The 24,914-nt window shown below is 66.2% G+C and carries 25 protein-coding genes and 1 pseudogene; 10 read left to right on the forward strand and 16 right to left on the reverse strand.

The window, feature by feature from the left end; translation table 11 throughout:
- From VML93_RS31555 to VML93_RS31565, 3 genes are all read right to left on the reverse strand, one after another.
- The coding region (locus VML93_RS31555; RefSeq protein ID WP_325616674.1) for an acyl-CoA dehydrogenase family protein at nucleotides 1–980 on the reverse strand (980 nt) is incomplete at its 3' end.
- Nucleotides 977–2,116, reverse strand: coding sequence for an acyl-CoA dehydrogenase family protein (locus tag VML93_RS31560; protein ID WP_325616676.1), 1,140 nt, complete (start codon nucleotides 2,114–2,116; stop codon nucleotides 977–979). The genes VML93_RS31555 and VML93_RS31560, both read right to left, overlap by 4 nt.
- 35 nt (nucleotides 2,117–2,151) lie before the next feature.
- A complete protein-coding gene (locus VML93_RS31565; protein ID WP_325616678.1) occupies nucleotides 2,152–3,753 on the reverse strand; it encodes an acyl-CoA synthetase in 1,602 nt (533 codons plus the stop codon).
- Between the two features lie 102 nt (nucleotides 3,754–3,855).
- On the opposite strand from VML93_RS31565, the gene VML93_RS31570 reads away from it, so the two are divergent.
- Nucleotides 3,856–5,751, forward strand: a complete 1,896-nt coding sequence (locus tag VML93_RS31570; protein ID WP_325616681.1) for an NAD(P)/FAD-dependent oxidoreductase — start codon at nucleotides 3,856–3,858, stop codon at nucleotides 5,749–5,751.
- Nucleotides 5,748–6,635, forward strand: coding sequence for an SDR family NAD(P)-dependent oxidoreductase (locus VML93_RS31575; RefSeq protein ID WP_325616683.1), 888 nt, complete (start codon nucleotides 5,748–5,750; stop codon nucleotides 6,633–6,635). The genes VML93_RS31570 and VML93_RS31575 overlap by 4 nt, the downstream gene beginning before the upstream one ends.
- A gap of 64 nt (nucleotides 6,636–6,699) precedes the next feature.
- On the opposite strand, the gene VML93_RS31580 is transcribed toward VML93_RS31575, so the two are convergent.
- Nucleotides 6,700–7,602 (reverse strand): hypothetical protein, encoded by a 903-nt coding sequence (locus tag VML93_RS31580; protein WP_325616685.1) that lies wholly within the window; start codon nucleotides 7,600–7,602, stop codon nucleotides 6,700–6,702.
- Nucleotides 7,603–7,827: 225 nt separating this feature from the next.
- Between VML93_RS31580 and VML93_RS31585 the strand changes: the two genes are divergently transcribed.
- Complete coding sequence (locus VML93_RS31585; protein WP_325616687.1) at nucleotides 7,828–8,427, forward strand: TetR/AcrR family transcriptional regulator; 600 nt, start codon at nucleotides 7,828–7,830, stop codon at nucleotides 8,425–8,427.
- A 6-nt stretch (nucleotides 8,428–8,433) separates the two neighbouring features.
- On the opposite strand, the gene VML93_RS31590 is transcribed toward VML93_RS31585, so the two are convergent.
- Together VML93_RS31590 and VML93_RS31595 are read right to left on the reverse strand one after the other, a co-directional pair.
- Complete coding sequence (locus VML93_RS31590) at nucleotides 8,434–9,063, reverse strand: Dabb family protein (protein WP_325616689.1); 630 nt, start codon at nucleotides 9,061–9,063, stop codon at nucleotides 8,434–8,436.
- Entirely contained in the window at nucleotides 9,056–9,412 is a 357-nt protein-coding gene (locus VML93_RS31595) for a hypothetical protein (protein WP_325616691.1), read from the reverse strand. Before VML93_RS31595 ends, VML93_RS31590 begins: the two co-directional genes overlap by 8 nt.
- Nucleotides 9,413–9,511: 99 nt before the next feature.
- On the opposite strand from VML93_RS31595, the pseudogene VML93_RS31600 reads away from it, so the two are divergent.
- A pseudogene (locus VML93_RS31600) lies at nucleotides 9,512–10,470 on the forward strand (hypothetical protein).
- Between the two features lie 125 nt (nucleotides 10,471–10,595).
- Nucleotides 10,596–11,399 (forward strand): lysophospholipid acyltransferase family protein, encoded by an 804-nt coding sequence (locus tag VML93_RS31605; RefSeq protein ID WP_325616693.1) that lies wholly within the window; start codon nucleotides 10,596–10,598, stop codon nucleotides 11,397–11,399.
- A 226-nt stretch (nucleotides 11,400–11,625) separates the two neighbouring features.
- Here VML93_RS31605 and VML93_RS31610 read toward each other — a convergent pair whose 3' ends face one another.
- From VML93_RS31610 to VML93_RS31625, 4 genes are all read right to left on the reverse strand, one after another.
- Entirely contained in the window at nucleotides 11,626–12,024 is a 399-nt protein-coding gene (locus VML93_RS31610) for a nitroreductase/quinone reductase family protein (protein ID WP_414686500.1), read from the reverse strand.
- 155 nt (nucleotides 12,025–12,179) lie between these two features.
- Nucleotides 12,180–13,169, reverse strand: a complete 990-nt coding sequence (locus tag VML93_RS31615; protein ID WP_325616697.1) for an alpha/beta hydrolase — start codon at nucleotides 13,167–13,169, stop codon at nucleotides 12,180–12,182.
- Nucleotides 13,166–14,005, reverse strand: coding sequence for an IclR family transcriptional regulator (locus tag VML93_RS31620; RefSeq protein ID WP_325616699.1), 840 nt, complete (start codon nucleotides 14,003–14,005; stop codon nucleotides 13,166–13,168). Before VML93_RS31620 ends, VML93_RS31615 begins: the two co-directional genes overlap by 4 nt.
- A 160-nt stretch (nucleotides 14,006–14,165) precedes the next feature.
- A complete protein-coding gene (locus VML93_RS31625) occupies nucleotides 14,166–14,639 on the reverse strand; it encodes a hypothetical protein (RefSeq protein ID WP_325616701.1) in 474 nt (157 codons plus the stop codon).
- Between the two features lie 57 nt (nucleotides 14,640–14,696).
- On the opposite strand from VML93_RS31625, the gene VML93_RS31630 reads away from it, so the two are divergent.
- Nucleotides 14,697–15,350 (forward strand): TetR/AcrR family transcriptional regulator, encoded by a 654-nt coding sequence (locus VML93_RS31630; RefSeq protein WP_325616703.1) that lies wholly within the window; start codon nucleotides 14,697–14,699, stop codon nucleotides 15,348–15,350.
- 12 nt (nucleotides 15,351–15,362) lie between these two features.
- Here the strand turns inward: VML93_RS31630 and VML93_RS31635 are convergent, their stop codons facing one another.
- From VML93_RS31635 to VML93_RS31655, 5 genes are all read right to left on the reverse strand, one after another.
- Nucleotides 15,363–16,214 carry a cytochrome P450 gene (locus VML93_RS31635; RefSeq protein ID WP_325616705.1) on the reverse strand — a complete coding sequence of 284 codons (852 nt, stop codon included), beginning with the start codon at nucleotides 16,212–16,214 and terminating at the stop codon, nucleotides 15,363–15,365.
- A 599-nt stretch (nucleotides 16,215–16,813) separates the two neighbouring features.
- Nucleotides 16,814–18,277 carry an FAD-dependent oxidoreductase gene (locus VML93_RS31640; RefSeq protein ID WP_325616707.1) on the reverse strand — a complete coding sequence of 488 codons (1,464 nt, stop codon included), beginning with the start codon at nucleotides 18,275–18,277 and terminating at the stop codon, nucleotides 16,814–16,816.
- Nucleotides 18,274–19,185: a VOC family protein gene (locus tag VML93_RS31645; RefSeq protein ID WP_325616709.1), complete on the reverse strand. Its 912-nt coding sequence runs from the start codon at nucleotides 19,183–19,185 to the stop codon at nucleotides 18,274–18,276. The genes VML93_RS31640 and VML93_RS31645 overlap by 4 nt, the downstream gene beginning before the upstream one ends.
- Before the next feature lie 13 nt (nucleotides 19,186–19,198).
- Nucleotides 19,199–20,383 carry an acyl-CoA dehydrogenase family protein gene (locus VML93_RS31650; RefSeq protein ID WP_325616711.1) on the reverse strand — a complete coding sequence of 395 codons (1,185 nt, stop codon included), beginning with the start codon at nucleotides 20,381–20,383 and terminating at the stop codon, nucleotides 19,199–19,201.
- Nucleotides 20,384–20,475: 92 nt separating this feature from the next.
- On the reverse strand, nucleotides 20,476–20,757 hold the full coding sequence (locus VML93_RS31655) for a 2Fe-2S iron-sulfur cluster binding domain-containing protein (protein ID WP_325616713.1): 282 nt from the start codon (nucleotides 20,755–20,757) through the stop codon (nucleotides 20,476–20,478).
- A 130-nt stretch (nucleotides 20,758–20,887) separates the two neighbouring features.
- Between VML93_RS31655 and VML93_RS31660 the strand changes: the two genes are divergently transcribed.
- The 4 genes from VML93_RS31660 to VML93_RS31675 are packed head-to-tail and all read left to right on the forward strand — an operon-like array spanning nucleotide 20,888 to nucleotide 24,574.
- A complete protein-coding gene (locus tag VML93_RS31660) occupies nucleotides 20,888–22,492 on the forward strand; it encodes an NAD(P)/FAD-dependent oxidoreductase (RefSeq protein ID WP_325616715.1) in 1,605 nt (534 codons plus the stop codon).
- Nucleotides 22,489–23,292 (forward strand): mycofactocin-coupled SDR family oxidoreductase, encoded by an 804-nt coding sequence (locus VML93_RS31665; protein ID WP_325616717.1) that lies wholly within the window; start codon nucleotides 22,489–22,491, stop codon nucleotides 23,290–23,292. Before VML93_RS31660 ends, VML93_RS31665 begins: the two co-directional genes overlap by 4 nt.
- The gene (locus VML93_RS31670) at nucleotides 23,289–24,086 is read left to right on the forward strand and encodes an SDR family NAD(P)-dependent oxidoreductase (RefSeq protein WP_325616720.1); all 798 of its coding nucleotides are present in this window, start codon (nucleotides 23,289–23,291) and stop codon (nucleotides 24,084–24,086) included. The genes VML93_RS31665 and VML93_RS31670 overlap by 4 nt, the downstream gene beginning before the upstream one ends.
- Nucleotides 24,086–24,574, forward strand: coding sequence for a nuclear transport factor 2 family protein (locus VML93_RS31675; protein WP_325616722.1), 489 nt, complete (start codon nucleotides 24,086–24,088; stop codon nucleotides 24,572–24,574). Before VML93_RS31670 ends, VML93_RS31675 begins: the two co-directional genes overlap by 1 nt.
- Here the strand turns inward: VML93_RS31675 and VML93_RS31680 are convergent.
- A partial coding sequence (locus VML93_RS31680; protein WP_325616724.1) for an MMPL family transporter occupies nucleotides 24,557–24,914 on the reverse strand: 358 nt, incomplete at its 5' end. The two genes, VML93_RS31675 and VML93_RS31680, sit on opposite strands and share 18 nt — an antisense overlap.

A 24,914-nucleotide genomic window follows, 5' to 3' on the forward strand; every position in this document is an offset into this window, starting at 1 on the left:
CCAGTGATCAGGTCCCACAGCCCGCCGGCACTGGCGTGCATCGCCGCGTCGGTGACCTGATCGTCCCAGTACTGCACCGAACCGAACTCCGAACGCCACGCGAGCGCGGCCCGGGTGAACTCGTGCAACCGATGCTCACGGGTGGTGCCGATCGCACCGTGCACCTGGTGGGCGTTACGCACGACGACTGACGCGGCATGGCCCGCGCACGAACGCGCCACGGCTACAAGGAGATCCAGATTGTGCGCCGACCACTCGCTGATGACAGCGGCGGTCAGTGCGGCCTCGGTCGCCGTCCGGGCGAGCGCAGCCTCGGCCGCGATATCGGAGATCTGGTTCTGTATTGCCTGGAATTTCGACAATGGGCGGCCGAACTGGACCCGCGACGTCACGTGCTCGATCGACAGCTGCAGGATCCGATCCAGGACAGCACACACCTGGATCGACCGCACCATCCCCGACTTGAGCCGTGCTTGCGTGACCAGCGCCGGCGTGACCGGCGTTCCTTGCAGACCGGTGAGGTCGGCCAGCACCTCGTCGCGCGGTTCACCGATCAGGTTGGCGCCCGGGGTGATGGTGAGCCCGTCGGCAGCGACGTCGGCGACGCGGTGCCCGCCCTCGGCTCGCCACACGACCACCACCCGGTCGGCGCCGACCGCCCAGGGCACGCCGGAAGCGCGACCGTGTTTGTCGAGCATGCACACCGTCCGCACCGCGGCGTCGACGGGCAACTCGGCGGCTTCTAGCAGCCAGCACGCCAATAAATCGTGCTCCGCCAATGGAATTCGCACACCGTTACGCGCGGCGGCGGCCAGCAGTTCGGCGGCTTCGAGCCAGCCGGCCCCACTGCCACCGTGCTCCTCGGCACCGGTCAGCCGCACCAGGCCCAGCTCGTCGAGCCGTTGCCACAGCTTCGGGTCCTCGGCGTACTCGGCGAAGACGGCGCCCATCATCTCCACCAGGGCGGGGTCGACGCTCATCGCAGGCCCAATCCGCGTGCCATGACCCCGCGCAGCACCTCGTTGGTGCCGCCGCGCAGGGTGAAGCCCGGCCGCTGGTCCACGGCGGCCCGCACCAGGCTGGAGAACACCGCATCGGGGGAGTGTTGAAGGTCGGCGAACTCCGCTATGTCGCCCTCGGTGGTGGTGCCGAGCACCTTGACCACCGCGGCGGGAATGTCAGCTGCTTCATGCCTTTCCAACGCCCCGGCCACAGCCGTCGACATCTGATGCAGCCCGGCGATGCGGGCTACCAGCCGTCCCAGCTCGGCGTTGCGGGGGATCGCGTTGGCCGCCATCCGGTCGGCGCAGGCCGCCAGTAGCACGAAGGTGGACAGGAACCGTTCGGGTCCGCTGCGTTCGAAGCTCAGCTCCGAGGTCACCTGCTTCCAGCCTTCGCCGATCTCGCCGAACACCATGTCGTCGGGCACGAACGCCTCGTCCAGGATGACCTCGTTGAAGTGATGCGCGCCGTTCATCGACACGATGGGGCGGATCTCGACGCCGGGCCCGCGCAGGTTGACGATGAACTGGCTGAGCCCCGCATGCCGATGCACTGGATCTACCGGTGCGGTACGTGCGATCACGATGAATGCGTGCGCCAGGTGTGCGCCCGACGTCCAGACTTTGGTGCCGGACAGCGTCCAGCCGCCGTCGACACGGGTCGCCCGGGTCCGCACGCTGGCCAGGTCCGAACCGGAGTCCGGCTCGCTCATGCCGATGGCGAAGAAGCATTCCCCACGCACGATCCGGGGCAGGAACTCGGACTTCTGAACTTCGGTGCCGTACTTGAGCAGCGACGGCACAATCTGGCGGTCGGCGATCCAGTGCGCGGCGACCGGGGCGCCGGCGGCCAGCAGTTCCTCGGTGACGACGAAGCGTTCCACGAATGAGCGGGCGTGCCCGCCGTACTCGGCGGGTACCGTCATGCCCAGCCAGCCGCGGGCGGCGAGCGCGGCGGTGAAGTTCTCGTCCCAGCCCGACAGCCACGCATCGACGGCCGGGGTGAACGCGCCGGCGGCCAGCTGCTCGGCGAGGAACTGCCGGACCTCGTCTCGCAGGTCGACCGTCGTGGCGGGGTCGACGGTCGCGGGTGGCACCAACCGGGGGACCGGCACTATTGGCGTCCTGTGAACACGGAATCGGTATCCCTTCAGTGGCTGCTCGATTCGAGGCTGAACCGGTCTCGCAGGACACGCTTGAGCAGCTTGCCGCTGGGGTTCTTCGGCAACGAGTCGACGAAGAAAACGTGCTTGGGTGTCTTGAAACCGGCCAGGTGTGCCCGGCAGTGGGCGAGGATGTCCTCCTCGGTCGGGCTGGTGCCCGCGCGGACGACGACAGCTGCGACCACGGCTTCCACCCAGACCGGGTGCGATAGACCGAACACCGCGGCTTCCTCGATTCCGCTGTGCCGGTACAGGACTTCCTCGACCTCCCGGCTGGCGACGTTCTCGCCACCGGTCTTGATCATGTCCTTCTTGCGGTCCACCACGTACAGCAGGCCGTGTTCGTCGAAGTAGCCGAGGTCGCCGGAGTGGAACCAGCCACCCTGGAAGGCCTGCCGGGTCTTCTCGGGATCGTCCAGATAGCCGACCATCAAATGCGGGCTGCGGTGCGCGATCTCGCCGACGGTGCCCGGCGCGGCCGGGTTGCCCTCGTCGTCCAGTACTGCCGTCTCGACGTTCAGCACGGGGCGTCCGGCCGCGCCGCCGTGCGCGTCCTGCTCGTCGGGCCCCAGCGCGGTAGCCAGCGGTGCCATCTCGGTCTGGCCGTAGAAGTTCCACAACCTCAGATTGGGCAGCCGGTCGCGGATCTCGGCGAGGATTTCGACCGGCATGGCCGACGCGCCGTAGTACCCCTTGCGCAGGCTGGACAGGTCCACTTCGTCGAACACCGGTGAGCGCAGCAGTGAGATCCACACCGTCGGGGGCGCGAAGTAGTTGGTGACGGCGTGGCGCTCGATGGTGCGCAGCACCACTTCGGGGTCCGGCCGCGGCAGGATGATGCTGGTTGCGCCGAGGTAGACGTCGGTCGCCAGGAAGTTGTCCAGCTGTGCGCAGTGGTAGAGCGGCAGCGAGTGGATCTCGACGTCGTCGTGTGACATATCGCCGGCGACGATGGTGCTGATGTAGTTCCACATCAGGCTGCGGCTGGTGTGCATGGCGCCTTTGGGGCGGGATTCGGTTCCGCTGGTGTACATCAGCCGCACCAGCTGGTCGTCGTCGATGTGCGGGTGCGGTGCCGGGGTGGCGGTGGTCAGCCACTGCGCGAAGTCGTCCCATCCGGCAGGCGGATGGTCGCCGGCCGGCATCAGCGCGACCTTCGTCGTGACCGAGCCGCCCAGCCGCATCGCCTGCTCGGCCGTCGGCATCAAAGCGCCCTCGACGATGAATCCGCCGACCCGGCTGTGGCGCAGGATGTAGGAGATTTCCTCGGCGGTGAGCATGAAGTTGATGGGTACCAGAACCACCGCGGCGCGCGCGGTCGCGAACGCCAGCACCGCATACTGCCAGCAGTTGTGCGACAGCAGTGCGACGCGATCACCGGGCCGAAACCCGTTGTCGTGCAGCGCTGCTGCCACCCTGTCCACCAGCTTCTCGAATTCGGCGAACGTCAGTGCCACGTCACCGTCGATGATCGCGGTCTTGTCCGGGTGCCTGCGGGCCGTGCGGCGGGGGATGTCGCCGAGCGCCTGACTCCGAGCGCGGGCGATCGGGGCGTCGAGTTCGCCATGCGTTGTCATCGCCCCTTGCATGCACGTCACGGTAGGCGCCACAGCCCGGCGCCCCGACGCCGGTGTCCCACTGAGTAGACACGCCAGTGCGCGACGGCGGCCATCGCCTCGATACTCGATGCCATGAGACCGGCCGAGCTAGATCCCGGCGAGCTGCGGACAAACCTGCGCCAGGCAGATCCCGGGGTGCTGGTTGCCGTGTTGGCGCAGCTGACCGGCGACCCCGCGGTGGTCGATCGCTTCGCGCCCCGGATCACCTACGTCCCCGCCCCGCCGGAGCAGGCCGGTCTGACCGACCCTTCGACCCTCGCGGAGCTGATCGAGGCGGTGGTTGCCGCTTTGCAGTCGCCCCGCCCAGCCGGCGCCAGCGTCGCCGACGACCCCGACCTGTTCGCGCGCATCGCGCCTGTGGCACTCGGCGGAGCCGTCGGAGCCGAGTACTTGCCGCTGTTGCTCGAGCAGGGCGGATTCCATCCGCCGCAACCGGTGCTGCCGCGCACCGCCAAGCTTCCGGACGGCTTCCGGGTCGCGATCATCGGCGCGGGCATCGCGGGCCTGACCGCGGCGCTGGAGTTGGCCGCCGCAGGTATCGATTACCAGATCTTCGACCGCAACGACGAGGTCGGCGGCACCTGGTACACCACCACCTACCCGGGCATCGGCGTGGACACCCCTTCGGCGTACTACTCGCTGTCGCGCGACATCAACGGCGACTGGTCGAGTTACTACCCGCTGGGCGCGGAATACCAGCGCTATCTGGAGTCGGTGGCCGACAAGTACAACCTGCGCGAGCACACTCGGCTGGGCACCGAGGTCGAAGCCTTGTGGTGGGACGACGAGCGCCGCCAGTGGCAGATCCACGCGGTGGGCCCCGACGGCACTCGCGACGTCAGCTACGCCAACGTCGTCGTGCCGGCCGCCGGTTACCTGAACCGGCCGCGCTGGCCGGAACTGGCGGGCCGGGGCACGTTCTCGGGAATCGAAATCCATTCGGCGCACTGGGATCCCGAGTTGGACCTGACCGGCAAGCGGGTCGCGATCATCGGCGCGGGCTGCACCGCGGTGCAGATCGTCGACGCCTGTGTCGACCAGGTGGCCCACCTGACCGTGTTCCAGCGTCAGCCGCACTGGGTGGCGCCGCGCCGGCGGCTCACCGACGACGTCCCCGACTACCAGCGCTGGCTCGGCACCCATCTGCCGTACTACGCGAACTGGGTTCGGCTGAAGTCGTTTTGGGGGACCGCGGACAACAACTACCCGGTGATCCTGCGTGACGCCGAGTGGGCGGCCGGGCACCTGTCGATCTCGCCCGCGAACGACATGCTGCTGCAGATGTGCCTGGAGTACATCGACCGGGTGTTCGGCGCCGGCACCGAGCTGGCCCGCAAGGTCACGCCGGATTTCGCGCCGTATGGAAAACGCATCATCCGCGATCCCGGCGGGTACTACGCCGCGCTGGCACGTGACCACGTGGATGTGGAGGCCAGCCAGCCCGCGGGAGTCAACGCAGCCGGTATCGTGACGGCCGACGGCCACCAGATCGACCTTGACGTCATCGTCTACGCGACCGGCTACTATCTGGATTTCCTTTCCACCGTGGATATTCGGGGCCGCGACGGTAAGAAGCTGGCCGACGAGTGGGGCGACAGCCCGCGGGCCTACCGCGGCGGAACGGTGCCCGGCTTCCCGAACCTGTTCATCTCGTCGGCGCCCAACTACAGTCCGGGGCACGGCGCGGGCCACAACTTCGGCGTCGAGGCGATGGTGCACTTCGTGATGGAATGCCTGCAATTGATGGCGCTGCGAAAGGCATCCGTGATGGAGGTGACACAGCGAGCCTACGAGGATTACGTTGCCGACATCGATGCCACGATGGCCGGAACCGTCTGGTGCCACACTCCGTCGGCGCACACCTACTACCGGTCCGGGGGTCGCATCGTCACCGCGTTCCCGTACCGCCTGGTCGATGTCTGGTATGGTCATCGCGCTCCGGTTGAAGAAGACTTCGAACTTCGATGAGCGAGTTGCTTTGCGGCAAAACCGCTTTGGTTACCGGTAGCAGCCGGGGAATCGGCCGCGCTATCGCGCAGCGGTTGGCCGCCGAGGGCGCCACCGTGGCGGTGACGGCCCGGTCGTATGCACCGTCCTCGTCGCTGCGGGCCGGCGGGGCTGCCGTCCTCCCTGGCAGTATCGGTGAGACGGTGGAGCTGATCGAGGCGGCCGGCGGCACGGCTTTCGGGGTGGCCGCGGACCTGGAAGCCGCCGGCCAACGCGACGGGTTGGTCGACGAGGTGCTAGATCGCACTGGCCGCCTCGACATTCTGGTCAACAACGCCGGCTTCGCCGACTACGGCGTGGTCGAGGAGATGAGCCTGGAGACGTTCGACCGCACTGTGGAGCACTATCTGCGGACGCCGTTCGTGTTGACGAAAGCGGCTGTGCCGCATATGCGTGAGCAGGGCGCCGGCTGGGTCGTCAATATAGGGTCGGTGACGGGGGTGGCCCCGGTACGCCCGTATCGGGAATACAACAAGACCTCGGGCGACGTGATCTATGCGTCGTTGAAGGCAGCGCTGCACCGCTTCACTCAGGGTGTGGCCGCTGAACTGCTCGACGCAAATATCGCGGTCAATTGCGTGGGGCCTTCCACCGCGATCCGTACACCCGGTGCGGCACAACTGATTCCGGACACCTTCCCGACCGAACCGGTCGAGTACCTGGCCGAGACGGTGTTGGCGATGTGTCACCTGCCGGCCGCCGAGCGGACCGGGCTCGTCGCGTTCAGCCTGCACTATCCGTGGTCGCAGGGGCTGAAGGTGCACAGCCTCGATGGCACACAGTTGCTGCCGCCGCTGCAGCCGCCGGCTTCGGCCAACCCCAACATCCTGCCTGCCGGACTTTAACTGCGCGAGCAGACGCAAAAGCACCCGCACGCGCGGCGTGTCGGTGCTTTTGCGTCTGCTGGCCCTATGCGCCGGACGTCACGGGCATGATTGGGATCTTCTTCATCGCACTCAGTCGAGGGTCGGGCGCCGCAGCGGCAGCGGCATGATTCTCTTTGCCGCGGGTGTAGGTCCAGACGCAGAACGGCTCACCTTGCGCGAACTTGAAGTCTTTGGGGGGCAGGTTGATGTCCAGTTTGCAGCCCGGGAAGAACGGCGCCGAGATCCGCTGCTCGAAGGTGCAGTTCATCCACGCGCGCGCCGGCGGATAAAGGCCCTCGTCGGTGTACTTCTGCAGCACCTCGCAGCGTCGCATGTTGAGGACTACGTGGTCGGGGTTATGCACGATGTACTCGCCCCCGTAGCCGAGCGTGCCGTCGATGCTGAGGCAGGCCAGCTTGAGATAGTCGACGACGTGCACGGGCTCGATTTTGAACACGTCAGCCAGCTTGGGGTATTCGTAGTCGATGATCAGCTGGTACATATCCGGCAATCCGAGCCAGACCTCCTCCTCGGGGATGAATTTTGTCCACTGGTCGATGAAGTAGTTATGTCCCTTCAGGTACTGGTCCCAGTAGGTCTTGATCAGCCGGATCAGGGCCTCCTTGGTCAGGTCCTCCGCGTGGATGTCGAACGGAATAGCTTGGTACTGAGCGTTTTTCCAGTCCCATGCGCGTGGGGCGATGTACCGACCCATTGGCATCACCTGCCGCATCACGGCTCGTGACACCTCGGCGGCAACGTCCATCGCGGCATTGATGCCGATCTTCGACGAATAGGTTGTCACGTGCGCATAGGACACGAAATTCAGCGTGTCCTCGAACACGCGGGCCAAACCTGCCAGGAAGTCCCGCGAGAAGTCTTCGATATTGCCAACCTTGCCCATGAAGTCGTGGGTGTAGTCGTCGTAGTTGAGTTCGGTTGCCATTCGGGTTCTCCGTCTTCCGGTCGCGATGGTGTGAAATTCTCGGCGTATGCCGTGGCGCTGCAGAGCGACACACGACTTGTGTCATAATCTGCATGACTGTCAGAATCTGACATCAATCATGGTAAGCTAAGCCGCGGCACAAAGGCAAGACAAATCGACGGCGGACTGGAATCACCGGGCGGTTACGATGACCAAGCCCGCGCCGGGCAAACGAAGGAGCCTCACGTGAATGCGCCGAGCAGGCCGAATTTGACCGAGCGGCGTGTGGAAGAGCTCCGGATGACGATCGCCCAGACTGCGCGCGACATCTTCCTCGCGGATGGCTCGACGTCGGCGACCGTGGAGCGAATCTGCGATGTCGTGGGTATCGCGCCGCGCACATTCCACCGTCACTTCCCGGCCAAAGAAGACGTCGTGATGCCACTGTTCCGTCGGTTCGGTGGACTGAGCACTCAAGTCCTCGAACAGGCGCCACCGACCAGCGACACCGTCGAGACACTGGTCGAGGCCTTCGGCACCGAGGTCGTCAAGCGTGGGGAAGTCGAGATGGACCGAAAGTTCATGTTGCTCATGATCACCGAACCTCAGTACCGGCTTCGTTGGCTCGACTGGGGGCAGGATCTGGTCGACCCGATTTCGGATTTCCTCGCCGCTCGCTTCGATCTCGGTAGCGATCCCTTCATCCGGACGTTGCCTGCCCAGTTGGTGATTCAGGTCTGTCGCCAGGCCTATGTTCACTGGGCAGAGCAAGGCGACTTCGAAAGTCTGCGATCAGCGTTGCGTGCGGGCATGCGGATGATCGTCGGGACACTGCCACCGCGGTAGCACGCACTAGCAGGTGAGCACTGGATCGGTGATCGCACAGAAGCTGTGGCACAACCGATCCCGGATGATCACGTCGGTGGTTTCGGGGTCGAACCAGCGGTCGACGACGGCCCAGTGAATGGGGTGCATCAGGTAGGCGCCCATCAGCCCGTCGACGTCGGAGAATTCCTGCTCGAACACGTGTGTCCACGCCGTGGCGCCGATGGCATCGGATACGCGGCTCAGTTGCCAGGCGCGGATCGTCGATACGTAGCGCGGCATCGACGCCAGCTCTCGCTCGAAGCGGGCGATCGTGGCTGCGTCGGTGCCGGACTGTACGCGCACCAGCAGTGTGCGATACACCGTGCCCGGTGTTTCGCCGCAGGGTCTGGGCGCGCCCGCATAAGCCACGCCGTCGATCCGGGTCACCGCGGGGTCGGCCAGTAGTGCGGCGAACCTGTTTGCCGCGCAATCCCGTTGATCTTCAGCGGCGAAACGTAGGTGCAGCAGGATGTCACCCCCGTTACGTGAGCCGGGCAGCGTCGGCTGCACGACCCAGCGCGTCGCACCGGAAACCTCTGCGGCAGATCGTAATTCACTGAGCACTCGGTCGCGATCGGGCTCCGCGACGTCGAGCAGACGCGTGACGTTATACATCACACAGACCGTCCACGTCGTCGGCCGCCGCGGCGAAAGAGCGCGACCTTTCCTGCACCAATTCGCGGATTTGTGACCACCATTGGCCCAGTGTGGGGTCCGGTCGCCCTTTCCAGGTCATCGCCCACCACGCCTGTGGGCTGGGCAGCGTCCAGGTGATGGTGATGGTGTTGAGCTGCCCGTCGGAGTCGTCGAACCAGATCGGTGGGCTGACCAGAACGTCGCGCAGCGTCATGCCGCGCTCGCGCGCGCCCGGGGCGTACTCGGTCAGGTAGGCATCGACGAACCGCCTGGCGCAGCCCGGCCGGGTCACCACGCGGTCGATCACGAACACTTCGCCGTCAGCCATGCTTCGACCGTATGGCACCGCTGATGCGGCGTTTGTCGTACTCCCGGACACCGGGAAAGTACCTTGGTTCGGCAGCAGAATTCGGGTAACGATGGCCGAATGACAACGGCGATCCCCGATCCTTTCGCTCCCGCCCGGTTGGGGCCGGTGACGTTGCGCAACAGGGTTATCAAGGCCGCCACATCGGAGGGGCGATCTCCGGATGGCCTGGTCACCGACGACCTCACCGAATTCCACCGCACCTTCGGCCAGGGCGGCGTCGGCATGACGACCGTCGCCTATTGTTGTGTGTCACGCGAGGGCGCCAGCGCACCCGGACAGATCGTGATGCGCCGGACTGCATTGCCCGGGCTGCGCAGGCTGACCGACGCCGTTCATCGGGACGGCGCGGCGATCTCGGCCCAGCTCGGGCACGCCGGAGTGGTGGCCCACAAGAAGCTCACCGGGGTTACCCCGGTCGCGCCGAGCAGGTTCGTCAATCCGGCGTCCGTGTGCCCGGCAGCATCTGGGTCGAGGAAGCGCTGCGAACCGCAGCGCTGCTCGACGCCGACGCCACTCTTGACGCGATCGAATTGACGCAGGGTTCGTCGGTCTTCAAGCCGATGTACCTGTTCCGCGGCGACATACCGGTCAAAGAGTTCGCCCAGGTGATGCCGCAGCCTATGCGCGCCGACATTCGGTTCATCGGCAGGTGGGCGATGCGCGACTACCCCTACCACGATCTCTACATGCTGGAGAATGCCCGCCAATTCGTGCCGGTGATGCGCAATACCAAGCTGATCCTGCTCGGCGGCATCACGAACCGGGACCACGTCGAGACCGCCATACGAGAAGGTTTCGACTTCGTCGCGATGGGGCGGGCACTGCTGCGCGAGCCCGACCTGGTCGCCAAGATGATCGCCGACCCGCAAGCGCGCAGCAGATGCACCCACAACGACAAATGCATGGTCACCGTCTTCGGGCGGACGCATTGCGTGCTTGACCCAGAACAACGTTATGGTGCCGCCGATGTGCAGGCGACCCGGCAGTTGGAGATCCACCATTCTCCCGCTGGTTGACACAACTCGTCAGTAGCTTCCCAACCGGGGGAAGCGGGCGGATTGCGGCCGTCTGTCGGCGGTTAGCGTAGCGGGCGATCCCACCGCTGCGATCCCACCCACGAGCCCAGCCGAAGGATAGCGATATGCCCGAATCCGTATTAGATATTCCGGAAATCGACAAGTTCGACCCGGTCCTCGTCGAGCGCTGGATGTCGGTGCTTCGGCCTGCGGTCAAAGCGTGGCTGCGTTCGGAGGTGCGAGGTCTGGATCGGATCCCACCGGGCGGTGTTCTGTTGGTCTCCAACCACTCCGGCGGTGCCTTGCCTACCGATATGCCGGTCTTCGCCACCGACTATTACGGAAAGTTCGGGTTCGGCCGGCCGCTCTACGGCCTGGCTCACGACATCGTCTTGAGCGGACCGACTTCCGGTCTGATGCGACGCCTTGGACTTATCGGCGCCAGTCGCCCCAACGCCGCGAGCGCGTTGTGCAGCGGTGCGGCGGTGCTCGTCTTCCCGGGCGGAGACTACGACGCGTACCGCCCCACGTGGCAGCAGAACACCGTCGACTTCAGGGGCCGCAAGGGTTACGTCAAGGCGGCCATCGAGGCGGGTGTGCCCATCGTTCCGATGGTTTCCATCGGCGGCCAAGAGGGCCAGCTGTATCTGGGCCGCGGCATGTGGTTGGCGAAGCGGCTGGGGCTGAAAGAGCGGATGCGCACCGACATCCTCCCGATATCGCTGGGACTCCCGTTCGGGCTGGCCTTGATCCCGCTCAACCTGCCGCTGCCCACCAAAGTCGTCACGCAGGTTCTCGGACCGATCGACATCGCGGCACGGTTCGGCGAGAATCCAGACATCGACGCGGTGGACGCCTACGTGCGCTCGGTGATGCAGGATGCCCTGAAAGGGCTTGCGGCACAACGGCGCTTTCCGATCGTCGGCTGACCAAATGCGAATCATCGTCACCGGTGCCGACGGCGGCGGCGAGTTACCCAACGGCGCCTATCCCGTGCTACGAGGACCGCTGCACTTGTGGGAAAACCCGGCTGGCTCGAATTGATCGCTACGCTGCCGACCCGGTAGTCGCCCGACGACTATGGACCGTCTCCGTGCAGCTGACCGGCTGCAATTGGTCGGGTCGCTAAGGCACGTCGCCGGAACACTGAGCCGGCTATTGCCGCGTCAACCGCATCATGCGGATCTGGCGAATGCCTTCAGTTCGGCCGGCGTACTTCAGATAGCCGGGATACAGCTTGATCGCAAGGTCGAAAAGCCTGTCTCGATCTTCATTCGCGACCTCGCGGGCAACAAACCGGCCCATTGCGGCACCCACGCGAAGATCGCAATCCGGATGAGCCGCCAGGTTGTAATACCACCCCGGATTGCGTCCACTGCCAAAGTTGGAGGCGGCCAAGACCACGTCATCTCCGTCGGTGAAGTATTGCAGCGGAGTCTCGCGCTGCAGCCCGCTGCGGGCACCCGTGGAGATCAACACGGCTATCGGCGCCGTGCCCATCGTGACACTGACATGGCCCCGGGTAGCCCTCAGCGCCAGCTGGTCGAGTGGCACAACCAGCGAACGCGTCAGGGAAACACCAAGTCTCGTCGCGAAGAACCATTGCAGCCCACGCTTGAACACACCACGGTGAGCACAGGGATCGGCACGGGGGATGCCGTTTAGGGTACCAGTCGAAATTGGTTGCCTTACTTACGATTTAGTGGGCGCTAGCTATGGTTTAGCGCCCCGCACGGCGCCGTGGTCGACCGTGTCCCGCTCATCGGTTGCCGAAGGCGGCCTTGACCAACGAGTTGGGCGAGCTCGAGGCAGGCTCGGCGGCGAGCTTCGTGCGCGATGTCGAGCATCGGCATCGTCATGAAACCGTGTATGCCACCGTCGAATTGGGCACGTCGCACCGGTACCCCCGCGGCATCGAGCGCCGACGCGTAGGCGATCCCTTCGTCGCGCAGGGGGTCGTGTCCGGCGATCACGACCACTGCGGGCGGCAGTCCGCTCAGCTCCGCGTTCAGTGGTGTGGCATAGGAGTGTGCGCGGTCGGTGACTGCCGGGACATACTGGTCCCAGTACCACCGCAGCGCCGGCTTGGGGTTGTAATAGCCATGGCCGAACAGCCGGTAGGACTCGGTGTCGAAGTCCGCTGCGATGACTGGGTAGAGGAGCAACTGCGCGGCCAGCGCCGGGGCGCCGCAGTCGCGCGCCATTAGGGCGGTCACCGCGGCGAGGTTACCTCCGGCGCTGTCGCCGCCGACGACGATGCGTTGCGGGTCAGCGCCCAGCAGCGACGCGTTGTCCGAAGCCCACTCGGTGGCCGCGTACAGGTCGTCGGCTGCCGCGGGCCACCGGTGTTCGGGCGCCAGCCGGTAAGCCACCGAGATAACAACGGCGGGAAGACGATTGGCGATATCGCGACACAGGCCATCGTGGCTGTCGAGGTCGCAGAACACGAATCCGCCACCGTGCGCATACACCAGGATTGGCAGGTTGTTTCCGTTGGGCCGGTAAATCCGCACGGGAATTTCGCCGCCGGGTCCGGGAACGGTCTCGTCACGGACCTCGGCGACCGGCTCGGGCTCGGCCGCCGGCACGACTCGGGATCGGATGGTCTCCCTGGCCTGCGCGCCGGTCATGGTGTGCACCGGCGGAAAGCCAGCGTCCAGCGTCTCGATCAGTGCGGCGATCTGCGGATCGAGGTTCACGCGTACTGCAGGGCGGGCCTCGGCGCGGAATGCGAGTTCCGCAGCGGCCGCAGCGGCTGCAGGGTCGGCGCCACCCGCTGCGGGCCGTCCTCGACGTTGCGCCAGATGCCCATCGCCGTCATGCGGACCGGGGCCGTCAGGCGCTGATCGAATGCCATGCGGTTCATCGGACCGGACACCGAGACCGCGGCGACCGCCTCGCCCGGACTGCCGATAGGGGCCGCGACGCAACCGAATCCGAGTAGCGATTCTTCGCGCTCGAACGCCACGCCGTGGGCGCGAACCTTGGCCAGTTCGACCGCCAGTTGCGAGCTGGTAGAGATCGAGTACTTGGTCTTGCGGGCGCGCAGATCCACTTCTGCGTCCTCGTCGGAATAGGCCAAGATCGCCTTGCCGACGGCAGTGCAGTGGGCCGGCTGACGACCGCCGACGCGGGAGGGCAGCGCGCCGACCACCCGGTCGCCGACCTTCTCGAGGTAAACGACGTCGGCGCCGTCCAGAACCGCGAGGTGTACGACAAGCCCAGTGGCGCGGTGCAATTCGCCCAGCAGCGGCTTGGCCGCACGCACCAGGCGGTCCTGGTGTACTGCCAGCGAGCCCAGCTCCACCAGGCGCATGCCGAGCTCATAGTCGCGACCGCTACGGCGCAGCCAGCGCAACTGCACTAGCCGCTCGAGCATCCGGTGCGCGGAGGAACGCGGCAGCCCGGTGCGGCGGACGATCTGGGCGAGCGTCAGCCGTCCCGGTCCGTCGAAAGCGTCGAGGACCAGCGAGATGCGGTCGATAACGGCGCTGGGGGTGGCTGGTTCGGCGGTTTCAACGGTCCGGGTGGTCATCGGTCCTCCAGGGGCTGTGTGTACCTGAATGATATATTCCTAATAGGAATATATCAGTTTGTATCACATCGATGTGCCGGTTGTCACGCAACCCGGCCGAGCAGACGCAAAAGCACCCGCACGCTCGGCGTGTCAGGTGCTGTTGCGTCCGCTCGGTAACTCAGCGTGCGTAGGCCGGCCCCTGGGCCAGCAGGTGCCGGCGCACCAGCTTGTGCCAGCGTCGTTGCCGGTAACGGAAAAGGCCCGTCGCCACCGTGGCCGCGATCGGGGTGAGCGGCCCGGCGTCAATATCGATGGTGTCGCTGTACCGGCAGGAGTTCTCGTCGACCGCTTCGACGTGCAGGGTGTGGTTCCAGATCTTGAGGACGCCGCCGTTCTCGCGGGTCCGCACCGTCTTGGTGGCCTCGTCGACCTCGACGACTTCGATCGTGTGCCGGTACGCCGGTATCAGGTGGAAAGCGATCAGCCATCCGGTGCCGGCCTCGCCCGCGCGTAGCGGCTCCGAGCGCCCGCCCAGGACCGGGAAGCCGAACAGGCCCTTGCATACATAGAGGAACGTGACCGGGGACAGCATCGCCGGCCACACCCGGTCAGCAGTCGTGGGCAGTACGGTTTCGAGGTGAACTGTTCGCATCGGCGGACTCCTTGAAGATTTATTAGGTTACCCTAATTTTCACTGGTCACGGCCTGGATGACTACTCGCTTTTGGGAAAGGAGCTCCGAGATCGCCCCACCAGACCGGTTCCGGCAGCGCAAGCAGCCCAAACAGCAGCGAGCCGCCCAGACGATGCAACGAATCCTGGAAGCGGCGGCTCACGTTTTCGCCGAACACGGCTATGTCGGCGGGACCACCAACCGCATCGCCGAGCAGGCGGGGATCTCGATCGGCTCGCTGTATCAGTACTTCCCCAACAAGGACGCTGTCCTGCGGGCGCTGATGGACTCCCACGTCGACGACGGCGCTCGATTGCTCAGCGAACGGCTGTCTGAAGGCCTGCCAGAGAAACTCGAGGACACCCTGCGGGTCTTCGTGCGCGCGACCATCGACAACCACCGCGACAACCCGCGGTTGCACCGGGTGCTGTTCGAAGAGGCGCCCCGGGCGCCGGCGTTTCTCGCGCGGGTGCACGAGCTGGAACAGCTGACGGTGGATGCGACGGTCCGACTGCTCGAACAGCACCCCGACGCGCGTGCCGGCGGCAGACTCAACGCCCAGATCGCGGTGACCACCATTGAGTCGCTCGTGCACCGGATCGTCACGTCGCAGACGCCCGTCGACCCGCAACAGCTCGAAGACGAAATCGTCGCCCTGCTCACCGGGTACCTCGCTGCGCCGAGCCCTTGAGGTCATAGAAGGTCATCGGAGGTCGTAGTCGCCCCATCGCAGCGGCAGACTGCTTGGCATGATCGCGCCGCCCTGCGTGAAGGTGAAGTTCGGGGTGAAGCCGGGTTCCAGTTCGAAATCCGGTACGGCGCGCAACCATTCGGCCACGATCACGGTCAGTTCCGTGCGGGCCAGGGCCTTGCCCAGGCAGCGGTGGACGCCGCCGCCGAAGCTGCGGTGTGGCTTGGGGTGAATCGTTTCGTGGTCGCCAAATGCCACCGACGACTCTTCGCCGTCGTCGAGGTTGGCCGACGCCAGGCATAGGCGCACCACAGAGCCCGCCGGTATCGTGACGCCGGCGATCGTTACCTCTTGCGTGGTGAAGCGTCCGATGAACGGAAGGGGCGTCTCACGTCGCACGACTTCTTCAGCGAACGTCCTGATCTGATCGGGGTTGCCGCGAAGCAGGGAACGCGACTCGGGGGCGCGCGCCAATTGAAGTAGCGCCGACCCGATGGCTGCCTGCATGCCATCCTGGGCAAAACAAAGAAGGACATACAACCCGATCACTTCGTCTTCGGTGAGGGGGTCGTCGCCGGTCAGCAGCTGGGCAGCAAGAGCCGGCCGCTCGTCGCTGGTGATCGCCTCGACAAGGTAGTTCAGCAACTCGAATGCGGGCGGCGACATGGGCATGTCCCAGTTGACGGCCTCCGCCCAAGCGGCCAACTTCTCTCTGTCGTCCAGCGGCAGCCCGCATAGTGTCAGCAACACCACGAACGGGAACGGGTTGGCGATGTCACGGATCGCCTCGCATGCACCGTTGGCCGCGACAGCGTCAATGAGCGCTGACGCCTGCTCCCGCAGCGCGGGCACCAGCTCGTCCACCGCCCGGCGGCTGAAGAAGGGTCGCAGAATTCGGCGGAAACGCGTGTGCTCGGGAGGATCGAATGCAATGGGGACTGGAATGGGGAGGGATTTCGCCCCGACGCCGGATGCGCTGAGCGGTTTCCGGCGTGAGGCGAATATGGCATGGCTGCGGAGCGCTGCGCGCACGTCATCACCGCGCGTCACGACGTAGTAACCGCTTCGATCCCGAAACACGCCGCCGGCCTGCAGCGCGCGCCAATAGTCCCTCGGGTCTTTTGCGATGAGAGACCTGCTGTCGTCTACGAATGGGGGCGGCGGGAGGGGGAATCGGCTCACTCAGCCGACCGCCGCGCGGGTGGATCGATTGTGCTCACGGCGTGATGATAGGGCAGAATTTCCATTTACTTCGGACAGCTAACTCGCGACTGCCCTACCCCCGTTTGCTAATTTCGCATTGAAAGTGCATCAATGGCAGACACTTTCAACGTAATAGTGAGGTGTGTCGATAGAACTCGGTAGTGCGGCGCCATTCTTTCATGGGTTTTAAATAGCTATTGCGTTCGTTTAGCAACGACTTCGAGTGTGTTGCTTTCCGCGGCCGTGGCGACAATGCGGGGCTAGCGCGCTGCTGACCGTCCCGCGCGGCGGCCGTAGAAGCTGCCGTCGCCCAGCGAGATGCCGCTGGCGTAACCCCACGCGGCCAGTCCGGCCGCCGACCGGCCGGCTGCGAAAAGGCCCCGGATGGGCTCGCCGCTGACGTGCAGAACCTCCGCGTCCAGCGTGGTGCGCAGCCCGCCCAGGGTGAAGCCGCCGGTGCACTCCCGCAGGTCGATCGCGCCGACCGGGGAACCGATCGGCCTGCACCACTCCGGCTTCTTGTGCAGCAGCGGATCCTCGCCGCGCGCCGCGCCGTCGTTGTAGGCGGACACCGTCGCCTGCAGCGAACCCGGCGCCAGACCGATGTCGCGTTCCAGGTCGGCGATGCTGTCCGCGACCCAGGTCGGTTGGCGCAGCATGAATTTCGGCGACCACGACGACATCGCCGCTTCCTGGGCGTCGCTGTCCATGATCAGATACGCGGTGTTGTCCTGCTGGTACAGCGTCAACTGCCCGATCCGGCCGGGATAGGTGTCCTCGGGGACATACCGCTGGCCGCGGCCGTTGACCAGGATGCCGCGCACCAGCTGCTGCGGGTCGATGAAGATCGCGACCTCGGTGGCGTCCATGCGTGCCAGGTCGGCGCCCAGCGCCTGGCCCATCCGGATCGCCTGCCCGTCGTGCTGCTCGATCGACGCGGCCGGGCGACCGGCGATCCGCGGCGCGTACTGCGCCACCATCGCGTCGTTGTAGGCGAAACTGCCGGTAGCGAGCACGACTCCGCGGCGCGCCCGAATCGCCATCTCGGTGCCGTACCGGCGGGCCCGGATGCCGACCACCCTGCCGTCGGACTCCACGACCAGGGACCTGACCCGTACGTCGTAGAGCGCCCGCACCCCGGCCGCCTCCGCCGTTTCCACCAGCGGCTTCATCAGCATGTAGCCGGCACTGGCTTGGCCTTGCTTCTTGTTCGACATCTGCGGGACGTGCCCGCGCGGGGCGGGGGTCGCGATGGTGTTGAACGGGTGGGCGTTTTCGCCGCCGCTGTACATCAGGCCCTGGTCGCCCATCGGCTCCCAGCCGGGTTCGCCGAAGAACTCGGCTTTGAACGGCACGCCGCACTCGACGAGCCAGTCGAAGTGGGCGACGCTGCCCGCGCAGTAGTCCGCGATCCGGTCGACGTCGGCGCCGGGTCCCATCGCCACATTCAGGAACGCGGCCATGTTGTCCACGGAATCATCGAAACCGCAGGCCTTTTGCAGCGCGGTGCCACCGCCGAGGTAGATGAAACCACCGGCCATCGCGGCCGCGCCACCCCACGACCCGGTGCGCTCCAGAACCAGGACGTCGGCGCCGTGGCGGGCCGCTTCGACCGCGGCCGCGGCACCCGCGATCCCGTAGCCGGCGATGACGACGTCGGCCTCGTGATCCCACGACGCGATCGAGGCGGCCGGCACCGGCGTCACGTCGCGAAAGGCCGTCACGGCCGCATTGCCGCCGGCGGGTCGCCGAGCCACTGGTGCCCCCAGTAGCTGTCGGCAGTGATTTCCTCTGCGGTGTAATAGGTTTCGTCGACACGCATGCCCTCGGTGCCGAACTCGATGTCCCAGTCACCCGGCGTGCGCACGTAGAACGACACCATCTTGTCGTTGGTGTGGCGGCCCAGTGTCGACGAGATCCGGACAGCGTCGGAGGCGGCGACGCGGTCCAGCGCTGCACCCACGGCGTCCAGGGTGTCGACCTCGACCATGACGTGAATCAAGCCGGGGTCTTTCAGACTCATGGCCGGGCAGATCGCCAGACTGTGGTGGCGCTCGTTGATGCCGAGGAATCGCACCCGGATCGGACCGAACTCAGGCGGCAGGGGCACCCGGAACGCGCCACGGGACCGGAAGCCCAGCACCTCGGTGTAGAACTTGAACATTCCGTTGGGGTCGGTGGCGGGCACGACGACGTGGCCCATGCCCTGATCACCGGTGACGAACCTGGCGCCGAAGGGCGTGATCACCGGGCTGTGGTCGAGCCCCGGGCCGTGGAACACCTCGAGGCTTGTTCCGGCCGGGTCCTTGAAAGCGATCGCCTCTTCGACGCGACGGGCTTCGGTCTGCTCGAGCGACAGCTTGGTGTACTCCACTCCGGCGCTCTCCAGTGCCGCCCTGACCCGCTTGAGCGCGGCGCGGTCGCGGACTTCCCAGCCGACGGTGACGACGCGGTCGGTGTCGCCGGGGACCACGATGATGCGGGCCACCCGCTCGTCCATCCGCAGGTAGAGCGCCGACGGGTCGGGCCCTTGCCCTTCCGCGAAGCCCAGCACGTCGAACGCGAACTTGCGCCAGCCCCCGATATCGTTGGTCGAAATGGTGATATAGCCAAGGCTTTTCAGGTCGCTCACGCCAAAAACTCCTCTAAATCAAAGCCCGCAGCGGACCCATCGGGGGGTCGATGCCCAGCGAGCTCAGCGACGACGCGTGGTAGGTGGAGCCGGGGACGTGGATGGCGTGCATCTGGCCGACGTGCACATCACGCCAATACCGCTGCAGCGGCTTGTCCATCCGCGAAGCGTTGCCGCCGGAGCGGGCGAAGATCTCGTCGACGGCAGACACCGCGCGCCACACCGCCCGCACCTGGGTACGGCGCCCGGCCGCGCGGTCCGCGAACGACACCTCCTTGCCGGCGGCGACCATGTCGTAAATGCGGTCGGCGTTGGCCAGCAGCTCCTGGCGCGCGGCGTTGATGTCGGCAGCGGCCTCACCGATGGCGTACATGACGTAGGGGTCGTCCTTGATCGCCGTTCCGGTCGCGCCGACGCGCTCCCGTTGGTAGTCCAGGTGCGCGGCCAGCGCGCCCTCGGCGATGCCGATGGTCGCCGCCGAGATGCCCAGCGGGAACATCGTCGACCACGGCATCAGGTACAGCGGCTCGGTCATGCCGGCCTCACGCTGGGCGGTGCCGTCCATCACCTTCGTCGCGTCCATGGTCCGGTACGTCGGGACGAACGCGTCCTTGACGATGACGTCCTTGGAGCCGGTTCCGCGCAGCCCCACCACATTCCACGAGTCCTCGACGATCTCGTAGTCCTTGCGGGGCAGGATCATGTGCAACATCTGGGGCGGCATCAGCGGTATGCCTTTTTCGTCGCCGAGCATCGCGCCCAGGATGATCCAGTCGCAATGGTCGGTGCCCGAGCTGAACTGCCAGCGCCCGTTGAAGATGTAGCCGCCGTCGACCGGCTTGGCCACGCCCTGCGGTGCGTAGGGGGAGGCCATCCAGGTGTCGACGTCGTCGGCCCAGATCTCGGCGGCGACCTTCGGGTCGGCGTACGCCAGCTGGTAGGGGTGTACGCCGACCACGCCGACGATCCAGCCGGCGGCCGGATCCAGCGCCGCGGTGGCCATCGTCGCCTCGGCGAACTCGCGGGGGTGGGCCTCAAATCCGCGGTACTGCTTGGTCTGCAGCAGCCGGATCAGTCCGGCCCCTTTCATCATCTTGACGGTCTCGTCGGTGAGGCGGCCGATCTTCTCGGCTTCCGTGGCCTGCTCGCGGAGCTGGTCGGCCAGCGCGACCACCTGGTCAAGTACCCGCTCGGTCATGGTGTCTTCCTTAAGTGTGTGGGCTTCCTAATGGTGTACCGCAGTCCGGGTCCGGCCTCGCCACCGCTCCCGGTGAGCGGACGGAAAAGCGGTCAGAACTCGATGTGCAGCCGCGCGCTCACCGGGCGGGCCTGACACGCCAGAATCAGGCCATCCCGCAGGTCACTGGGCTCGAGGACGTCGCACGCGGCCATGTCGACCTCGCCCTCGATCAGGGTCGCCACGCACGAACCGCAGCGTCCTTCACGGCACGAGTGCGGGACGTCGATACCCGCGTCGAGCAACACGTCGACCAGCGTCTCACTGCGCGGCCAGTCCAACCGGTGCTGCTGGCCGTCCAGATCGACATCGACGATGGGTGCGACTTCTGCCATGAGCCGATGGTCGCTGACCGATCCGTGCCGGAATGCCCACTCACCCAATGGCCGGGAAAACCCGACCAGACCGCCCGGTGACCGGGACAGCGCGGGGTTCGTGATGGCCGAGGTCCTAACCTGAGTGCTTGTGAACTGTGATCAAGACGTCATAGTCGTGGGTGCCGGGTTCGCCGGCCTGTACGCCCTGCACAAGCTGCGCGGCCAGGGGCTGTCGGTGCGGGTGCTCGAGGCCGCACCGGAGCTGGGCGGCACCTGGTATTACAACCGGTATCCGGGCGCCCGGTGCGACGTCGAGAGCGTCGACTACTGCTACTCGTTCTCCGACGAACTGCAGCAGGAGTGGAACTGGACCGAGAAGTACGCCACCCAGGCCGAGATCCTGGCGTACCTGAACTGGGTGGCCGACAGACTGGACCTGCGCCGCGACATCGCCCTGGACACCCGCGTGGTTTCGGCGGTGTTCGACGAGACGACGCTGCGCTGGACGCTGACCACCGGCGCCGATGAGGTGTTCAGCGCGCGATTCTGCGTGATGGCGACCGGGCCGCTGTCGGCCGCGCTGACCCCGGCCTTCGACGGCCTGGACACCTTCGCGGGCGAGATTTACCACACCGCCGCGTGGCCGCACCAGCCCGTCGACTTCACCGGCAAGCGGGTCGCGGTGATCGGCACCGGATCCTCTGGCATCCAATCGATTCCGATCATCGCCGAGCAGGCCGCAGAGCTCTACGTCTTCCAGCGCACCCCCAACTACAGCGTCCCGGCGGGCAACAAACCGTTGTCCACCGAGGAACTCGACGGCATCAAAGCCGACTACACCCAGCGGCGCCAGGTGTCGTGGCGCAGCGGCGGCGGATCACCGCACGTCACTGCCGCCAAGCCGGCGATGGAGTTCACGCCGGCGCAGCGCCGCGCGGCGTTCGAAACACGATGGCAGCTGGGCGGTGTGCTGTTCTCCAAGACCTTCCCCGACCAGATGATCGACCCGGCCGCCAACGAGGAAGCGCGAAAGTTCTACGAGGAGAAGGTCCGCGCCGTGATCGACGACCCCGGGGTCGCCGAGTTGCTGATTCCCAACGACCATCCCATCGGCACCAAGCGAATCTGCACCGACAGCAACTACTTCCAGACCTTCAACAAGCCCAACGTGTCGCTGGTGAGTGTGCGCAACACCCCGATCGAATCCGTCGACGCCACCGGAATCCGTACCAGCGAAACCCACTACGACCTGGACACCATCGTGCTGGCAACGGGTTTCGACGCGATGACCGGAGCGCTGGCCAAGATCGACATCCAGGGCCGCGACGGCATCACGTTGCGTGACGACTGGGAGCACGGTCCGCGTACCTATTTGGGGTTGGGCGTCGACGGGTTCCCCAACATGTTCTTGATCTCTGGTCCGGGAGCCCCGGCGGTGCTGGCGAACATGGTGCTTCATGCGGAGGCGCAGGTGAACTGGATCGCCGCGGCCATCGCCCATCTCGACGACCACGGTTACGCCGCAATCGAAGCCACCGCAGACGGCGTCGACGAATGGGGCGAGGAATGCGCCCGGCGCGCCGAGGCGACACTGTTCACCAAGGCGAACTCCTGGTACATGGGCGCCAACGTGCCCGGAAAGCCGCGTGGCTTCATGCTGTTCGTCGGCGGATTCGCGACGTACAACGATATCTGCGCCGAAGTCGCCGACGCCGGTTACAAGGGATTCGCTCTGGTAAAGAGGCCGCGATGACGGGGTTGCTCGACAAGGTGGTACTGGTCACCGGTGCTGGTCGGGGTACCGGACGCGTCCACTGTCAGCGGTTCGCCGACGAGGGCGCCGATGTGATCGCGCTCGACGTTCCCGGGGCCGCCGACGAATTGCGTGACCTCGCAACAGAAATCGAACAGCGTGGTCGACGCTGCGTGACCGGCCTGGCTGACGTCAGCGACCTCGATGCGGTCACCGCGGGGGTGGATGGCGGTGTCGCCGAATTCGGCCGGCTGGACGTGGTCGTCGCCAACGCCGGAATCCATCTGCCGAGCGCGCCCTCGTGCGAGCTGGATCCGCAGGTCTGGCAGCGCACCCTCGACATCAACCTCACCGGGGTGTGGCACACGGTCAAGGCTGGGGTACCGCATATCGGCGCGGACGGTGGATCCGTCATTATCATCAGCTCCACCAGCGGTATTCGCGGCATGCCCAACAACGCGCCCTATACCGCCAGCAAGCACGCCGTGGTCGGGTTGGCCCGTACCCTCGCCAATGAGTTTGGGCCGCGACGCATTCGGGTCAACACCGTGCACCCCGGCGCGGTCCGGACACCGATGGTGCTCAACGAAGCGACATACCGGCGGCTGCGTCCCGATCTGGAAAACCCGACGGCAGCCGACGCCGCGGAAGTTCTGATGGCGCGCAACCTGCTTCCGGTGCCCTGGGTGGAGCCCGTCGACATCGCCAACGCGGTGCTGTTCCTGGCCTCCGACCAGGGGCGTTACATCACGGGTACTCAGCTCGTCGTCGATGCGGGCATGACCCAAAAGACGACGTGACCGATCTTGCGAAGTACGGCCCCTGGGCCGTGATCGCCGGTGGCTCCGAAGGCGTCGGCGCCGAGTTCGCGCAGCGGTTGGCGGGCGACGGCTTCGGTCTGGTCCTGGTTGCCCGCAAGCCCGGCCCGCTCGACGACACCACGCGGCGTTGTCGCGAGATGGGCGCTGAAGTGCGCACCCTGGCGGTGGATCTTGTTGATCCCGAGGCGATATCGCGAATCGTGGCCGCGACCGCCGACCTGCAGGTTGGGCTGCTGATCTACAACGCCGGCGCGAACACCTGCAGCAAGCCGTTCCTGGACGCCGAGCTTGCCGATTTCGGCCGGGTGATCGACCTCAACGTGATCCGGATGCTGGAGCTCGTCCAGCATTTCGGCCGGCCCATGCGCGCGCGTGGACGGGGCGGCATCCTGCTGGTGGGTTCGATGGCGGGCACCTACGGATCGATGCGCCAGTCGGTGTACTCCGGGGTCAAGGCCTTCAGCAGGCTGTTCGCCGAAAGCCTGTGGCTGGAACTACGTGAATACGGCGTCGACGTACTGGAACTGGTGTTGGGCGTGACCCGGACGCCGGCCATGGCCCGGGCCGGGCTGAACTTCGACGTGGCGGGGGTGCCCATCGCCGAACCGGCCGACGTAGCCCGCGAGGGGCTGCGCAACCTGGCGAACGGCCCGGTGTTCATCGCCGGCGGTAATGCCGTAGCCGTGCACCGAGGCAGTGGGCCGGACCGCGCGGCCATCGTTCTGGGCGCACACCGAACCGTTCAAAAGCTCCTGGGCCGAGGGGATGGATGATGACCGACGTCGACGACCTGGTGGCCCGGCTGCGCCGGCTCGAGGACGAGCGTGACATCGCACGGTTGATCGCCTGCTACGGCCCGGCGGTGGATGCCGGCGATCCCGACGCCACCGCCCGGCTCTGGGCCGCTGACGGCGTCTACGACGTCGAAGGCTGGCGCATGGAGAGCCGGGCGGACGTGCACGCGATGGTGGCTTCGTCGTCGCACCAGAATCTGGTGGCCGGCGGCTGCTGCCATTTTCTGGGGCCCTGCGTCGTGACGGTCACCGGCGACGACGCGGTTGCGGTGTGCGAATCCCTGGTGCTCCTGTGCGACGGCGACGGCTATCGCGTATGGCGCTCGACCGCAAACCATTTCGCGTTGCAGCGGGCCGGCGATAACTGGCAGATCACCGCCCGCACCAGCCGTCTGCTGGACGGCAATCCGCAGGCGCGCGCGTTGTTGACCAGTGGCCTCGCCGGCAGGCTAGCTCCCGGCAGCTAGGGCCCCCGCTTTCTCGCCGGCCCTCTCGCCGGGCTTCTCGTCGGCCTTCTCGGCCGGCGCGGGCCAGGGTGAGGGGACCGGGCGTTGCCGGACGCGTTGTGGCCACCAGAACCATTTGCCCAGCAGCGCGGCGATCGACGGCGTCATCAGGGAGCGGACGATCAGCGTGTCGAACAACAGGCCCAGGCCGATCGTGGTGCCGACCTGACCGATCACGATGAGCTGGCTGACCGCCATCGTCATCATCGTGAACGCGAACACCAGTCCGGCCGACGTGACCACGGATCCGGTGCCGCCCATCGCCCGGATGATCCCGGTGTTCAGGCCGGCATGGATCTCC

This window comes from Mycobacterium sp. (assembly GCF_035499775.1).
GTDB lineage: Bacteria > Actinomycetota > Actinomycetes > Mycobacteriales > Mycobacteriaceae > Mycobacterium.

Excerpts from the sequence above, each read along its gene's own strand:
- VML93_RS31595 (WP_325616691.1), bottom strand. The coding sequence starts at position 9,412 with ATGGCTGACGGCGAAGTGTTCGTGATCGACCGCGTGGTGACCCGGCCG.
- VML93_RS31570 (WP_325616681.1), top strand. The coding sequence starts at position 3,856 with ATGAGACCGGCCGAGCTAGATCCCGGCGAGCTGCGGACAAACCTGCGC.
- VML93_RS31675 (WP_325616722.1), top strand. The coding sequence starts at position 24,086 with ATGACCGACGTCGACGACCTGGTGGCCCGGCTGCGCCGGCTCGAGGAC.
- VML93_RS31650 (WP_325616711.1), bottom strand. The coding sequence starts at position 20,383 with ATGACCGAGCGGGTACTTGACCAGGTGGTCGCGCTGGCCGACCAGCTC.
- VML93_RS31665 (WP_325616717.1), top strand. The coding sequence starts at position 22,489 with ATGACGGGGTTGCTCGACAAGGTGGTACTGGTCACCGGTGCTGGTCGG.
- VML93_RS31655 (WP_325616713.1), bottom strand. The coding sequence starts at position 20,757 with ATGGCAGAAGTCGCACCCATCGTCGATGTCGATCTGGACGGCCAGCAG.
- VML93_RS31575 (WP_325616683.1), top strand. The coding sequence starts at position 5,748 with ATGAGCGAGTTGCTTTGCGGCAAAACCGCTTTGGTTACCGGTAGCAGC.
- VML93_RS31580 (WP_325616685.1), bottom strand. The coding sequence starts at position 7,602 with ATGGCAACCGAACTCAACTACGACGACTACACCCACGACTTCATGGGC.
- VML93_RS31625 (WP_325616701.1), bottom strand. The coding sequence starts at position 14,639 with ATGCGAACAGTTCACCTCGAAACCGTACTGCCCACGACTGCTGACCGG.
- VML93_RS31590 (WP_325616689.1), bottom strand. The coding sequence starts at position 9,063 with ATGTATAACGTCACGCGTCTGCTCGACGTCGCGGAGCCCGATCGCGAC.
- VML93_RS31620 (WP_325616699.1), bottom strand. The coding sequence starts at position 14,005 with ATGACCACCCGGACCGTTGAAACCGCCGAACCAGCCACCCCCAGCGCC.
- VML93_RS31630 (WP_325616703.1), top strand. The coding sequence starts at position 14,697 with ATGACTACTCGCTTTTGGGAAAGGAGCTCCGAGATCGCCCCACCAGAC.
- VML93_RS31605 (WP_325616693.1), top strand. The coding sequence starts at position 10,596 with ATGCCCGAATCCGTATTAGATATTCCGGAAATCGACAAGTTCGACCCG.
- VML93_RS31565 (WP_325616678.1), bottom strand. The coding sequence starts at position 3,753 with ATGCAAGGGGCGATGACAACGCATGGCGAACTCGACGCCCCGATCGCC.